Raw genomic sequence first — 16,038 nt, 5'->3', positions numbered from 1 at the left:
TTTACACAATCCTCCTCATCATGACAAAACCATAACACATGAAGTTATTGTAATGTCTCCCTGTTGTACAATCCAACATCTCAAGATGAATCGTTCATACATTTTACACATCCAATTTGCAAGAGAAAACCACCGTAATAAACAACTTACACATCCAAACAACCTAGCCTATGTTGAGTTTCTTTCATCCGTATTGCTAACGAACGATAACGATACCTAATCCGGTCTCCACACTCCATGCTCAACACGACACGCTCAAGGAACAGACTTTATTGCGTAGCCAGCAGCGTAGTATCCATATGCCCATCAGTATTTTTAATCTACCAACTTAAACTTGCTCTTACCAGTCCATAACTATTCACTGTTGCTTATTGACCTTAGTTCAAATAAAACGCAACAATTTCATTCAATTTCATAGATTCATCTCACAAGATCCGTTGTAGAACCTTTTTCTTTTTCTATAAAAGTAATCAACCGACGTCCTTAATCCTCTGCACGTTTGTCTGACATTTACCTGTATTCCATATGTATCCCATGCTGTTTTTACATTTCATACACATGCCTTACTTTTCCCAGAACATTAATTCAGGTATCGCAGGCATTTAAAGCCTTTTATATGATACATAGCACCAAACCGATTGCCAACATTGGAGATCTTTCATGCCAGCATCACACACATTATGAGACAGGGAAGGGTGTTGTACGTATGCGAATGAGAAAAAAATGGATGTCCGGTGTTCTAACGATGGCCTTAAGTACCGTATTGGTGTTGTCCGGTTGTTCCAGTAACGAGAGTGGAGAGACTACGCCTGCTCCGGCAGAAGGAATCGACCCTCCAACCGAAACGGTAGCGCAGGATACGATGATTATGGGGCGTGGTGGTGATTCCGTAGCACTCGACCCGGCGATTGTAACCGATGGGGAGTCGCTGAAGATTGGGCATCAGGTGTTTGATTCATTGCTGGACTACAAGGAAGGCGGAACAGAGGTCATTCCTGGACTAGCAGAGAGCTGGGAGATTTCGGCGGATGGGCTGAAGTATGTGTTTAAGCTGAAGTCCGGTGTGAAATTCCATGATGGAACTGACTTCAACGCAGAGGCTGTTGTGTTCAACTTCAAGCGCTGGGGTGATCCGGCGAGTGAATATAAATTCGAGGGAGATTCCTTCGATTATTACGACTCCATGTTTGGTCCAGAGGACGGACGTGTGATCAAGGAAGTGACGGCGACGGACGAAACTACGGTGGAGTTCACATTGAACCAGCCACAAGCGCCTTTCCTGCAAAATATTGCGATGACGCCATTTGGCATTGCCAGCCCAACCGCGATTCAGGAGAAAAAAGAGAACTTCAAGAGCGAGCCTGTGGGCACCGGCCCATTTGTATTCAAAGAATGGAAGCGTAACGACTCCATCACCCTGGAGAAAAACGCGGACTACTGGAAAGAAGGACTACCGAAGCTGAACAAAGTAATCGTCCGTTCGATTCCGGATAATACCGCTCGCTTCAATGCCCTGCAAAACGGCGAGATTGATGTAATGGAAGACCTGAACCCGGACGATCTGTCCATTCTTGAAGGCAACAGCGAGTTACAGAAGATCGAGCGGCCACCATTCAACGTGGCGTATATCGGTTTTAACTTCAAGAAGAAACCATTTGATAATGTCAAAGTAAGACAAGCCCTCAATCATGCGGTAAACAAGCAGGCCCTTATTGATGCATTCTTTGCTGGACAAGCTGAGCCTGCTGTCAACCCGATGCCGCCAACGCTGTGGGGATACAACGATACCATTGAGGATTACCCATATGATTTGGAAAAAGCAAAAGCTCTACTTGCCGAAGCCGGCTTCCCTGACGGTTTGCCTGATCCGGTAACCTTTTATGCAATGCCAGTATCTCGCCCGTATATGCCTGATGGCAAGAAGGTAGCGGAAGCAATCCAGGCTGATTTTGAGAAAATCGGAGTGACCGTCACCATCGAATCACCGGAGTGGGCAACGTATCTCGAAGATACAAAGGCCGGGGAGAAGGACGACATTTACATGCTCGGATGGACAGGTGACAATGGTGACCCAGATAACTTCCTGTATACACTGCTGGATAAAGATGCCATTCCAAGCAACAACCGCAGTTATTATGTAAACGAAGAGTTGCATGTGTTGCTGATGGATGCGCAGAAAGAAACAGATCAGGAGAAACGTGCGGAGCTTTACAAACAAGCGCAGGCAATTATTAAGGAAGACGCACCGTGGATTCCACTCGTGCACACCACGCCAATTCTGGCGGGTAAATCGAACCTGAAAGGTTTCGTTCCTTCTCCACTGGGCACAGAATCCTATGCCGGTGCTTATTTTGAGTAAGCTGTAAGTTGAACTTATCGATTTCAGGATAACTGTGATCTGAAGATGGCACTACAGTTCGGAGTGATTACGTTTTAATTCTTTCTTACAAAGCGCTGGTTAGACGCAATGCTTGGCAGAACCCACATCCGGACGTAACTATCCAAAGCATGCGTTTCTGCCGGCGCTTTTTATTTTTGCACGATATGTCGAAGGCAGGTGAACAGGATTGAACAGCTATATTGTCAAACGTGTGCTTGTGTTGCTGCCCGTACTGCTGGGCATGACCCTGATTGTCTTTTCCATCATCCACGCGATTCCGGGTGACCCGGCCGAGACCATACTTGGGCAAAAGGCAACCGAACAATCCAAGCAGGCCCTTCGTGACCAGCTAGGTCTGGATAAACCCTGGTTCCAGCAATATTTCGCCTACTTGGGCGATTTGCTCAAAGGTGACCTGGGAACGTCTATCCGCACCAAGGTGCCTATTGCCCAGGAAATTGTGCCTTATCTGACAGCAACCCTTGAATTAACGATGGCGAGTATGTTATTTGCTGTCATTATTGGGGTGAATGCCGGTATTGTCAGTGCATGGAAGCACAACTCCTGGTTTGATTATTGCTGTATGGTCATTGCTCTAGTGGGTGTATCGATGCCGATTTTCTGGCTCGGTCTGATGGAACAATGGTTGTTCGCGAACAAGTTGCAGTGGCTGCCATCCATTGGACGCATGAATGCGCGTGATCCGGTGGAAGCCATTACGGGCTTGTATGTGCTGGATACGATGATTGCTGGACAATGGAATCAGTTGTGGACCGTAACGAAACATTTGATCCTGCCAAGTGTTGCGCTTGGTACGATCCCGATGGCCGTTATTGCCCGGATGACCCGTTCCAGCATGCTGGAAGTGATGAGTTCCGATTACATTCGTACAGCAAAGGCGAAGGGATTGGGTCCGTTTTTTGTCGTATATGGACATGCGCTCAAAAATGCGTTTATTCCCGTCCTCACGGTTATCGGCATCCAGACCGGATCGTTGCTCGGGGGTGCGGTGTTGACCGAAACGATCTTTGCTTGGCCGGGCGTGGGACGTTATATATATGAAGCGATTAGTTCGCGGGACTATCCGGTGATCCAGAGTGGCATTCTGATCGTGGCGTTCTTTTTCGTGGTGATTAACCTGATTGTGGACTTGCTCTACGCCGTGTTTGATCCTCGTATTAGTTATAAATAGGAACTCCATCAAGAACCAATCTGCAGAATCGAAGCTAAAAGCTTTCTAAAAGAAAGCTACATCGGAAGCATAGGCTGCGCATTTTATCCGGATTTTCACCTTTGAAAAGGTGATCAATATAATCTGGGGATAACAGCAATCAGAAGATGATACTACAATCGTAGTGCTTGAGTGTAATAGAACGCGTTGATCTTTTGTTATATTTATATTCAAGAAAGGAGACACCGCATGGCCAAATTATCGACCAATACCGGACCATCCATTGACGCTGCGTCGGCGAGCATATCCGGTCCATGGCGGGAAGCGTGGAGAACGTTTCGGAGAAATCGGCTTGCGCTTGCAGGTCTGATTATTATCGTATTTTTTATCCTGTTGGCCTTCCTCGCGCCATACATCGCACCTTACGATTACAAGGAACAGGTGTTGGTGGATCGGCTTCAGGCCCCTTCGGCAGAGCATTGGTTTGGTACCGATGATCTGGGGCGTGACGTGTTTTCCAGAGTGCTGCATGGGGCGCGTATTTCCTTGTGGGTGGGCTTTTTCTCCGTCATTGGTTCCATTATTGCGGGCACGCTGCTGGGGCTGATTGCCGGATTTTATGGAAAATGGGCGGACATGCTTATCTCGCGTCTATTTGATATTTTGCTCGCCTTTCCGGGGATATTGCTAGCCATCGCCATTGTGGCGATATTGGGCCCGTCTTTGCAAAATGCACTGCTCGCCATTGCCATCGTGAACATTCCAACCTACGGAAGATTGGTGCGTTCACGGGTACTCAGCTTGAGACAGGAGGAATTCATTACGTCGGCACGGACACTTGGAGCGGGCAATGGGCGAATCTTGTTTCGCCACATCTTGCCCAACAGCCTTACTCCTCTGATCGTGCAAGGTACACTCGGAATTGGGACTGCGATCATCGAAGCTGCTGCACTCGGATTTCTAGGCATGGGTGCACAACCACCCGACCCCGAATGGGGTAAAATGCTGTCGGACTCCCGTCAGTTTATACAAAAAGCACCGTGGACACTGATCTTCCCCGGCGTTTCCATTATGTTGACCGTTCTCGGCTTCAACCTAATGGGCGACGGCCTGCGCGACACCCTTGATCCGAAAATGGTGAAAAAGTAAAATTTTCAAACTCAAACTCAAACTCAAACTCAAACTCAAACTCAAACTCAAACTCAAACTCAAACTCAAATTGTAACCGTAACCGTAACCATAACTTGTAACCCAGGCTCGAACTCAAACTGCAATTTTGATTGAAACCCTAACTCTGCAAGCCTAACTTTTTCTGTAACGCAGCATGCGTGCCAAAGGCAACGTTAACACTAACCGTAAGCACTAATTTTTATCACAATCCTATCTCAAACCGTAACGCCATCTTTTGCTTCAACTCTAACGAACTCGGGGGACCTTATTGTACGATTTCCAGCCAATTTCCCAGTCTAACGAACCTCACACGCGCTATTTTGTGAAAAACCTGCCAAAAGTCTCAAAAGGTTGGCTAAAGTCGAGAAATAGCGTGATTACGATTCGTTAGATTATGAAGCTATCCCAAAAAGGCCAATTAACGCCTCTGAGATTCGTTAGCGCGTGACTTGGAGCTAGAATAAAAAGTGGACACCCGTTAACGGACGGAAGGATAATAAGACTAACGGAGGTGTCCACATGGGAGAACAGCGGCAACGATATAACGAAGAATTCAAGAAACAAACGGTCAAATTTATTCAAGAGCAGACAAAGACACTTGGAGATTTGGCAGAAGAACTCAACATTCCAAAAAGTACGTTGCACCAATGGATGAGTAAGTACCGCGAACTAAAACATGAGCCTGTTGCCAGTGTAGATCGAGTGAAGGAACTGGAAGCAGAGCTTCAAGAGATGCGCCGGTTGCTTCAAGAGAAAGATCACACGCTTGCGGATACACAAGAAGAACTGGCGATTGTAAAAAAAGCAGTGCACATCTTCAGCAAACCAAAGAGCTAAGATTTCAGTTTGTGGAAGACCATCGCTCCGAGTTTTCTTTGGAGAAGATGTGCAGAACCTTTCAAGTATCACGGAGCGGATATTACAAATGGCGAATGGACCGAACCAGCAAGCGGCAGGACCGCAAAGGCGAGGTCATGAAGCGTATTCGCTATCATTTTTACGACCACCAGATGCGGTGTGGAAGTCCTAAAATTACGTATCTGCTCCATTTAGAAGGGTTGCGAATCTCTTCACGTACCGTCAGTATATACATGCGTCAAATGAATCTACGTTCTGTGGTCATGCCCAAATATCGCGTTCAGACGACGGATTCCAAACACGACCATCCCCTTGCGCCAAATACGCTGAATCAGCAATTTAAAACGTCCAAACCGAATAAGGTATGGGTTACCGACATCACCTACATTCCTTGCCGAGGAGGTCGTCTATATCTCGCCAGCGTTCTGGATTTGTGCACACGTGAAATTGTAGGCTGGCGTCTATATAACCATATGGAAACCAGTTTGGTGATGGGTGCACTGGAGGAAGCTTATAAGGCCAAACGCCCCGCTCCGGGATTACTCCATCACTCGGATCGCGGCTCTCAATACACGTCAAAAGAATACGTGGAGCAACTAAAATCATACGGAATGGAATCAAGCATGAGCCGCCGAGGAAACTGTTATGATAACGCCTGTATTGAGTCATGGCACAGTATTTTAAAGAAGGAACTCATTTACTGCAACCCTCGTTTTAAGACGCCGGAAGAGGCTTATACTGCCATCTACCAGTACATTGAGTTCTATTACAACCGCAAGCGAATGCATGGCGCGCTAGGGTATCTTTCCCCTGCTCGTTTTGCGATGAAATTTACGGACAAATCCGCAGCGTAGTGTCTACTTTTTTGACATAGGTCCAACTGTCATGCTGCTCAAGACATTCAAGCAACCACAATACCAAGATACCAACATACCTACCAAAGTACCCATACAACATACATCAGTCTCAACACAGTAAGGTCGAAGATACTCCAAGGTACATTAGATGAAATATGTTTTAACGCTATCTACTATATCAACAGACACATTACAATCTTTCACTATGCCGGTTCGAACTCTGGTTCGAGTCGGCTTTTGTTTTACCTGCGGGATTACGGTAAAATGATTGGTGATGTGCAAAAGTTAAAGAGTTATTCGATCTTTTAGTTAAAATAACCGCCTACGTATTGACACCCAATTTTCCCATATGTTATATAAAAGGAAGGGTTTAGCACTCCGATCATCAGAGTGCTAACAGATGATGTTTTTACTATAAGCTTACATATGGAATGATTCTGTTTTTGAAAATAGATATTGAACCTGAGTAGAACATGCGAAGCCAAGGTATGCAACAGACTTGAAGCAAGATTCCACGTTTAAGAGATATCACTTCATTGATGTCCTTTATCCTAAAAAATCAGTCGCTGATCAGATGCAAAAGTAGTGCAGGGGACGAAATCGATTTGGAGGAAGCAGAGCGTTCGCCTAAAAGCTTTCTGAAAGAAAGCTGCTACGGAAGCATATGCTATCACCGGATTTCTTCCTTTTAAAAAAAGGAATCAAAGAAATCTGGGGATAACAGCGATCCGAAAAACGATTCGTAACCGGAACGGCTACATTGCAGGACGTCATACATTTTGAAGATTAGCCAATCTATTGGATCTGATGATCAAGCGTTTAAGCTTCGAATAATTTTCTGGCACCCGTAAGTTTCGTATGAGAAACTCAAGGAGTTACTTTCTATTTTCAATCAAATCATTCGATATCCCAATTTGAAAGGAGTCCAACCACTCATGGCTAAAAAAGAATTCCAGGCAGAATCCAAACGTTTGCTGGATATGATGATCAACTCCATTTACACCCAAAGAGAAATCTTTTTGAGAGAATTGATCTCCAACTCCAGTGACGCCATTGATAAAATTTATTACAGAGCACTTACGGACGATTCGCTCGTTTTCAACAAAGAGGACTACTTCATCAAGCTTACGATTGACAAAGAAAACCGCACGCTCACACTGACAGATACCGGTATTGGTATGACGCAGGAAGAGCTAGAGAATAATCTGGGGGTTATCGCGAAGAGTGGTTCCCTGGCGTTCAAGAAGGAAAATGAGGCTAAAGACGGCCACAACATCATTGGACAATTCGGGGTAGGTTTCTACTCGGCATTTATGGTGGCGGACAAGCTGACCGTAACAAGTAAAACGCTGGGCAGCGACGAGGCTTGGAAATGGGAGTCCGAAGGCGCGGATGGTTACACGATCACACCAGCTGAGAAAGATTCCGTAGGTACAGAGATCGTTCTGACGATCAAAGAAAATACCGAAGAAGATTCGTATGACGAATTTTTGGAAGAGTATCGCCTGAGATCCATCATCAAGAAATACTCCGATTTCATTCGCTACCCGATCAAGATGGATGTAACGGGTCAACGTCCGAAAGAGGGCACGGAGAACGAGTTCGAGGAATACCAAGAAGAACAAACCGTGAACAGCATGGTGCCGATCTGGCGTAAAAATAAAAGCGAACTGACCGAAGAAGACTACACGAACTTCTATATGGAAAAACGCTACGGTTTTGACAAACCGCTCAAACACTTGCATATTAGCGCAGATGGCGCAGTGGTATACAATGCGATCCTGTTTATCCCGGAGAATACGCCGTTTGACTACTACACGAAAGAGTATGAAAAAGGCCTTGAACTCTACTCCAACGGTGTATTGATCATGGATAAATGCGGGGATCTGTTGCCAGATTACTTTGGATTTGTTAAAGGTATGGTGGATTCCGAAGATCTGTCCCTGAACATCTCTCGTGAGATGTTGCAACATGACCGTCAGCTTAGCCTGATCGCGAAGAACATTAAGAACAAAATCAAGAGTCAACTGCAAAGCCTGCTGAAGGACGAGCGTGAGAACTACGAGAAGTTCTACCAAGCGTTTGGTCGTCAATTAAAATATGGTGTATACAGTGACTATGGTGTGAATAAGGATACATTGCAGGATCTGCTGTTGTTCACGTCTTCCAAAGAGAGCAAACTCGTGAGCCTGGACGAATACGTCTCCAGAATGCCTGAAGATCAGAAGTACATCTACTATGCATCTGGTGAGTCCATTAGCCGTATTGAGAAGCTGCCACAGATCGAGGGTGTTCTTGAGAAAGGGTACGAAGTATTGTACTTTACTGATGACATCGACGAGTTTGCAATCAAGATGATCACGAACTACAAGGAGAAAGAATTCAAATCCATCTCCAGTGGTGACCTGGGCATCGAAGATAGCGCAGACAAAGACGAAACGGACGCGCAGGACAACGACAACAAAGAGTTGTTTGAAGCAATGCAAGCTCAATTGGCGGGTAAAGTCAAAGCGGTTAAAGCTTCCAAACGCCTCAGAAGCCACCCGGTATGTTTGTCCACCGAAGGTGAGCTGACGATTGAAATGGAGAAAATCCTAAAAGCTATGCCGAACAGCGAAAACGTACAAGCCGACAAAGTACTTGAAATCAACGTGAATCACGATGTCTTCAAATCGTTGAAAGACGCTTTCGCGCAGGATCAGGAAAAACTAAACCTTTACACAAGCCTGTTGTACCATCAGGCATTGTTAATCGAAGGACTGCCAATTCAAGATCCAGTAGAGTTCACCAACGATATCTGTAAGGTTATGGTGTAAACTTCTGTGATATCGCAGTGATGTAAGGACGATGCACTGAATCAAAGTGATGGAATGTTCCATGCGGTTTCCGGGTGAAAGGCTCAGAGCTTATATAGCCTGGAAACTATAAAATACCTTTTAATTTACGATATCCACCCCGACAGGGCGTTTCAGTCCTGTCGGTTTTTTTGTTTTTACCCACAACGGGCAGGGGGCGGGGGAGGCAGACTATCATTGCAGCGATGGATGAACATCGTAATGAAATTCTTTAGCTTTTCAAAGTTTTGAAGAATTCCCCCTTATAGGGATTGTGATGTCATTTAGATTTGGTGTGAAAACAGCAAAAAGTAGTGAAGGGGACGGAATCGATTCTGAAGAAGCGAAGCGTTCGCCTTTATTCCCGAATTTCTCCCTTTTTAATGGGAATCAAAGAAATTTGGGAATAACAGCGATCATAAGAACGATCCGTAACCGGAACGGCCACGCAAACTGTATAAGTCACTTTTTTCATCATTAGTCACGATAGTGTAAAACTCAATATTAATCATTGTCATTTAGATGCACGGATGATAGTCTGGCAGGGTATAATAAGAGAAGATGACTGTTCATTACAAGTTGATGTAAGAAGAGATGACAATCGCAGACAGGTTTTACTTTTCGAAACCACAGATGTTGTGTATAATCACTCAAAATAGAGACAGTCGGCTAGGAGTGATCCCCATGCAATGGAACGATCTGAGAGAACATAGACAATATCCTGAATTAACCAAATTGGATGGATCTCGTGCAGCGTATGAGCGGGACTATTCGAGACTCATTCATTCACCGACCTTCCGTCGGTTACAGGGCAAATCGCAGGTGTTTGGCGCAGGAACGGGTGATTATTATCGTACTCGTTTGACCCATTCCCTGGAGGTGGCACAGATTGCACGAGAGGCTGCCCGAAGTCTGATTCGCCGTTTTCCAGAGGTAGACTGGGACCGCGCGGACAACCCCGGCCTTATTATTGATTCAGAAGTGGTGGAGTGCGCTGCAATCGCACATGATTTTGGTCACCCGCCGTTTGGACATAAAGGTGAAGAAGTATTAGATGGTATTCTGGATGACCTCATCAACACCGAGGCTAAGAAAATCATGAAAAAAAGCCGCAACGCCAAAGTTCCCAAGGTCGAGTCCGAGGTACGTGCTGAGTTAAAACGGAAATACGAGCATTTTGAAGGCAATGCGCACAACTTCCGTCTCATTATGCACTTGGAGAAGCGTGAAGATATCGACGGACTGAACCTGTCTGATGCGGTATTACTAGGAATCAACAAGTATCCGTATCCTGGGACAGAGAGCAAAAAAGGCATGTATCATCATGAGTGGCAATATATTCGGGAGATCCGTGATCGCTGGAACGTGCCGGCAGGCAAGAAGACGCTGGAAGCACAGTTGATGGACCTTTGCGACGATATTGCGTACTCCTCGCATGACTTGGAGGATGGCATCAAAGCAGGCAAGATTGAGGTACATGAGCATTTCCTGCAAGATCCGCATGTGAATCGACTGATTGTGGATAAGATTACAACGCTGGAGGATCTGTTCTGGAACGGATGGACCCGAGAATCGATTGGGCAAAAGGTAGAAGAGGTACTCGCTTCGTTCCTGCGCATCTGGAATGAAAAGATGCCGTTCTGCGAACATGATTACTCGCGTACCCGTCGTGAAGTGAAAGCCTATTGGGTGAGCTTTTTTGTAGGCAGCCTGGGTGTTATTGACGACGGTGACTGGAAGAAGGTAACCTTTGTCCGTGAAGGGGCTGAAGACCTCGACATGCTGCGTACGGTGAGTGTGCTCAAGAGTTTTGCCTGGGTGACCATGATTCGTGACCTGCGTGTGCAGCGGCTACAGAAGCGAAGTGAGTGGATGATTAAGCGATTATGGGATGCATTCCTCGATCCGGAAACGTCCAAATCCATTATTCCATCCGACTGGCTGCAGCGGTATGAGAAGGATCAAGCCAAAGCCCAGCCGATCTGGACTTGGGAACACATGGTGATCGATTATATCGCAGGAATGACGGATGCATTTGCCGAGAAAATATATAATGAACTCTACGGTCTGAAGGTGGGTTCGATCTACGATTTGGATTAAAATTAACCGATATAAAGGGAGATGAGACGCGTGGCTAAGCGAATGAGTGAGACGTTCAGTCTGGGCGTACTTGACCTTGTGCCAAGGTTAAACGATGCCACAGCGGAACAGGCGCTTCACCAATCGGTGACACTTGCGCAACATGCCGAGGCTTGGGGATACGCCCGATACTGGACGTCAGAGCATCATGATATGGCTGAACTGGCATCGGCCTCTCCCGAAGTACTGTTATCGCACATCGGAGCAAGGACAACAACGATCCAACTTGGCTCTGGTGCGGTCTTGTTGCCACACTATAGCCCACTCAAGGTTGCGGAGTCATTCCGCCTGCTGGCTGCGCTCTATCCTGGGCGCATCGAGCTTGGGCTCGGACGTGCTCCTGGCGGTGGACCTCATGCCACGATGGCACTCAGTGGCAATTACTTGCAGCATGTGTCCAAGCTGCCTGAATCGCTCGCAGCACTCACAGAACTACTAGAAGACCGCTACCTGTACGAGGATCATCCCGTGACAGCTCGTCCGATTCCCAAGCTTCCGTTATCACTCTGGATGTTGGGAACTAACGTGAAGAGTGCAGAGTTTGCGGCACGGTTTGGCATGGGATATGTCTTTGGTCAATTCATGAGTGATGCCGATGGTACAGAGGCTGTAAGGCGATACCGAGAAGGATTTATGCCTAGTGCAACGATGAAGGAACCTGAGGTTATGGTGGCAGTCAGCGTATTGTGTGCCGAGTCAGAGACGGATGCTATGGCCTGGAGTCGTGACATGGCGGAGAGGCGCAAGCTAGATGGAAAAGAACGTTCAACCGAGTCGAATTCAAGTGGTATCGCGGTCTCTAACACGAATGATGAAGCCGTTAGTGATCAAAATGAATCGGTGCGGCACTATGCAGGTACAGCTGAGCAGGTATGGGCGCGATTGCAACAGGTGAGTCGCAGGCTGGATACGGAGAGGTTGCTTCTGGTTACGGCAGGACCAGATTATAAGCGCAGGTTGGATTCATATCGATTGCTGGCTGAGCATAAGACGGCAATACTGAACTAGGCTGATCATTTTATGATGTTAGCCGTTGAAATCCGAACAAACCGAAGAGCTGCAGATCGGGACTTTACCGTATGCTGCAGCTCTTCGGTTTGGACTTTGTCAAGATTCAACAATCTTTTACAAAACCAAGCATCTAAATGACAAAATAATGTTATAATACGTTACGTCTATTTTCCTATCGATATAATATAGAGAAGTTCTTTTGACAAGAGGTCAAAAGAAGGGGAAAACAATGACATAAGCACCTGAATTCGGGATGACCGAAGAGGTCAAGGGGGAAATCATATGTTCAGCAGATTCAAGATCAAGAGTATCGGTCTGCGTATCAGCATCGCGTTCTACTTGTTAATCCTCTGTTTAATTATTTTGAGTGTCACGATTGTCACCCGGATGAATTCAATTGAAACCAACACTAATGAAATTACGAACAATTGGATGCCATCAATTCAGCAAATTAACCGGTTAAATTATACCACAGAACATGTTCTGTCACTAAGTTATCGTCACTTTGACGCGGATGAAACAGACAAGGCATTTTTGTCAGAAGAGCGTACCAAGTATATTCGTGAGACGACGCAGGCGATTAAAATCTATGATCAGCAGGAGAAGTCTGCGGAAGAGCTCGAACACTGGAATGCGTTCAAGAACAAATGGGAAGCGTATCTCAAGATTAATACGCAATCGATCAAGCTGAGTGATGAGGGTCAGACACAGCTGGCGAAGGAAGTCGCTGATAAAGGTGCTGATTCCTTTGACACCATGCAAGTCGATCTTGATTATCTCGTGGAATATAATCAGGAACAGTCCAATCTTGCGGCGGCCCAAACGATCAGATCGGTACAGGATGGTAGATTATTCATCATTATCGGTGTTCTGGTCATGATTGCCATTACAGCGATCAGCATTCCGATTATTCGTTCACAGGTCGTGAAACCACTGCTACGTGTCATTAGTGCGGTGAAACTGATTGCAGAAGGACAATTGAATGTTCAGGACATACATACCAAACATGAGGATGAAGTTGGTGTTCTGGCCAAAGCGGTGAATGACATGAAAGGTAACCTGACTTCCATGGTTCTGAGCGTCAGACGAATTGCGGAAGCTGTTAATCTACAAAGTGGGGAACTGGCAATATCCTCAGAAGAGGTTAAGATTGGTAGTCGCCAGATTGCTGTGACCATGGAAGAGTCAGCCAAGGCCGCAGAGAGCCAGGCAGAGACAGCCGTGGAATCAGCCCGTACGGTTGAAGCTTTGAATGATCACATTCAGAATCATACGGAACAAGGCAGCCAGTTGCGCGTCATGTCGGATCTTGTACTGGAGCAGGGGTTGAATGGTCGCAAGGTGATGGAACAATCCGTGCAGCAGATGCAACAGATTTCCGGTTCGGTCTCTGCTTCCATGAACAAGATGGAACGATTGAATCGTAAAAATGAAGATATTTCCAAGCTGGTTCAGGTCATTCATGACATTGCACGCCAAACCAATCTGCTGGCATTAAATGCCTCCATTGAGGCAGCGCGTGCGGGAGAGAGTGGACGCGGATTCGCCGTAGTGGCATCAGAAGTGAGGAAGTTATCTGAGGCTGTGCAGACTTCGGTTGAAGAGATCACGGCGATTACCGAGGATATTCAGCAGGAGTCACAAGGGGTGGTTGCGGAATTACGTACGAACGTTCAGGAGACCGAACTGGGTCAGGAACATGTGCTTACTTCAGGTCAACTCTTCCGTACAATTAATGAATCGGTGGAAGGCATGGTTGGTGTCATCGGCACTATGACAGATGGTCTCGCAGGCATGCAGGAAGCAAGCGGACGAATGAACGATTTCAGTCAACAGATTTCCGCTGTTTCGGAACAATCGGCAGCGAGTGTGGAAGAAGTTTCTGCATCGGCGGAAGAGCAAGTAAGTTCCATGGAAACGATTAGCGGCAACATTCAAAGTCTGAAAGAATTATCGGAAGATTTGCTTACATCCATTGAAAAATTAAAAATATAACCTTCTTATAATAGAAGAAGCTGGAATCACGCAGGCGGCTAATGGTGAGAAATCAGTATCATATATGAGCTGTTGGCCTATAACGTTTACTGGCAAGAATGATTGGATTTCCAATGTTATAATCTCAAAATAAAGTAAGGCGTTCCTCAACAATGGGAACACCTTATTTTTTTTCTGTCCAAATAGATACGTGCAAGGAAATGGGTAGTTGTCTAGCAGTCTAACATTGTATACAATGACTACCTGAAGCAAACGTATGAGTCGTATTTGATATGTCTTCAATGAGCTTACTATTTATATAGAAGAAACATGATTAATGAAGGAAGGAGAGGGGAATTTTGCCTGATGAAACACTTGGTATGTACGCTACTTCTGGGAAACACCTCTATACCTTTGCTTGCCACGAGAACGAGCAAGAATTATGCATGCTGGAGCTGAATACGCTGCTTGAACCGAGTTCGGAGATCCCTATGGATATGGGGTCGTATGTGTGGTCTGAACGATGTATTCCACCTGGACGCAGTCCTTTTATCCATGGCAGACTGGACGTGATCGGCGAAGGGGAGACTGTGATGGATCTGCTTCCTCTTGCCAAAAATATTCACCTGTTGCCAGATGAGACATTCAAGGTAGTTTGTCTAAAAGAAGGGGATCAAGCCCCTGATTATGCACAGTCTCGTCAACTGGAAAAAGAAGTTGGCATGTGCATTAAAGGCAAGGCACAGATGAAACAACCTAAGGTGACTTTCGGCCTAATCCGAACAGGAGAAAAATGGATCTTGGGCCAGTGGACAGAAGCGGATCGATCATGGCAGATTCATCGGCAGAAGCCGCAAAATTACTCAACTGGATTTGGCATCACGCTTGCGAGAGCGCTGGTTAATATTGCTGTTCCGAGAGTAGATAATCATCGATTGCTTGATCCATGCTGTGGTATGGGAACGGTTGTGATTGAGGCTTTATCCATGGGAATTGATGCAAAAGGTAACGATCTCAATCCTCTGGCTGTCCGAGGTGCACGTATCAATTTGCCGCATTATGGATATGATTCAGATCGAATCACACTGGGGGATATGAATGAACTGCATGATTTGTATGATGCGGCAATTCTGGACATGCCCTATAATCTCTGCTCTGTACTTCCGGATGCTGAGCAACGAGCCATGCTGGAGAGTTTGCGCAGATTGGCAAAACGGGCGGTGATTGTTTCCACAGAGTGGGTAGAAGAGCACTTGTTGGAAGCGGGATGGACTGTAAAAGAGTACCGAACAGTACACAAAGGCACGTTTATACGTCATATTTGGCTGTGTATGTAAGCATAAAAACAAAAACTCTACCTCTGAGGAAATTTCCAGAGGTAGAGTTTTTTACTGTGTACATTTCAATTGTACTAACCGTTTACACGAGAACGTAGAGGACAGAAATAACCTGAAGAAGTGGAGCTAAAAGCTTTCTGTAAGAAAGCTGCATCGGAAGCATACTCTTCGCCTTTATGCACAGATTTTCACCTTATAAAAGTGAATTAAAAAAATCTGGGAATAACAGTGATCGGAAGGTTGTTCTGTCATCGAAGTTGCAAGTGTAAGTATTCTTTAGTTCCATTGATATCGTTGATCTGATTTG

At 45.8% G+C, this 16,038-nt stretch carries 10 protein-coding genes; all 10 read left to right on the top strand.

The window, feature by feature from the left end; translation table 11 throughout:
* Positions 1–712: 712 nt before the first annotated feature.
* The 10 genes from MKY28_RS19600 to MKY28_RS19555 all read left to right on the top strand — a co-directional run bounded on the left by MKY28_RS19600 (position 713) and on the right by MKY28_RS19555 (position 15,731).
* The gene (locus tag MKY28_RS19600; protein ID WP_340936706.1) at positions 713–2,359 is read left to right on the top strand and encodes an ABC transporter substrate-binding protein; all 1,647 of its coding nucleotides are present in this window, start codon (positions 713–715) and stop codon (positions 2,357–2,359) included.
* Between the two features lie 208 nt (positions 2,360–2,567).
* The gene (locus MKY28_RS19595) at positions 2,568–3,572 is read left to right on the top strand and encodes an ABC transporter permease (protein WP_017690144.1); all 1,005 of its coding nucleotides are present in this window, start codon (positions 2,568–2,570) and stop codon (positions 3,570–3,572) included.
* Between the two features lie 228 nt (positions 3,573–3,800).
* Positions 3,801–4,700, top strand: coding sequence for a nickel transporter permease (nikC, locus tag MKY28_RS19590; RefSeq protein WP_340936705.1), 900 nt, complete (start codon positions 3,801–3,803; stop codon positions 4,698–4,700).
* Positions 4,701–5,240: 540 nt separating this feature from the next.
* On the top strand, positions 5,241–5,558 hold the full coding sequence (locus tag MKY28_RS19585; RefSeq protein WP_074094933.1) for a transposase: 318 nt from the start codon (positions 5,241–5,243) through the stop codon (positions 5,556–5,558).
* 11 nt (positions 5,559–5,569) lie between these two features.
* Positions 5,570–6,433: an IS3 family transposase gene (locus tag MKY28_RS19580; RefSeq protein WP_340936703.1), complete on the top strand. Its 864-nt coding sequence runs from the start codon at positions 5,570–5,572 to the stop codon at positions 6,431–6,433.
* 938 nt (positions 6,434–7,371) lie between these two features.
* Positions 7,372–9,252, top strand: coding sequence for a molecular chaperone HtpG (gene htpG / locus MKY28_RS19575; protein WP_340936701.1), 1,881 nt, complete (start codon positions 7,372–7,374; stop codon positions 9,250–9,252).
* 702 nt (positions 9,253–9,954) lie between these two features.
* Positions 9,955–11,370: a deoxyguanosinetriphosphate triphosphohydrolase family protein gene (locus MKY28_RS19570; protein WP_340936700.1), complete on the top strand. Its 1,416-nt coding sequence runs from the start codon at positions 9,955–9,957 to the stop codon at positions 11,368–11,370.
* Between the two features lie 21 nt (positions 11,371–11,391).
* Complete coding sequence (locus tag MKY28_RS19565) at positions 11,392–12,417, top strand: MsnO8 family LLM class oxidoreductase (RefSeq protein WP_445670902.1); 1,026 nt, start codon at positions 11,392–11,394, stop codon at positions 12,415–12,417.
* Positions 12,418–12,702: 285 nt separating this feature from the next.
* A complete protein-coding gene (locus MKY28_RS19560) occupies positions 12,703–14,415 on the top strand; it encodes a methyl-accepting chemotaxis protein (protein ID WP_340936699.1) in 1,713 nt (570 codons plus the stop codon).
* Positions 14,416–14,753: 338 nt separating this feature from the next.
* A complete protein-coding gene (locus tag MKY28_RS19555; protein WP_340936698.1) occupies positions 14,754–15,731 on the top strand; it encodes a TRM11 family SAM-dependent methyltransferase in 978 nt (325 codons plus the stop codon).
* The last annotated feature ends 307 nt before the right edge of the window (positions 15,732–16,038 follow it).

It is taken from the genome of Paenibacillus sp. FSL R5-0473 (genome assembly GCF_038004565.1).
GTDB classification, from domain to species: Bacteria; Bacillota; Bacilli; order Paenibacillales; family Paenibacillaceae; genus Paenibacillus; species Paenibacillus amylolyticus.
The sequence above is the reverse complement of the archived record's forward strand: the minus strand, read 5'-3'. Positions and strand labels throughout refer to the sequence as shown.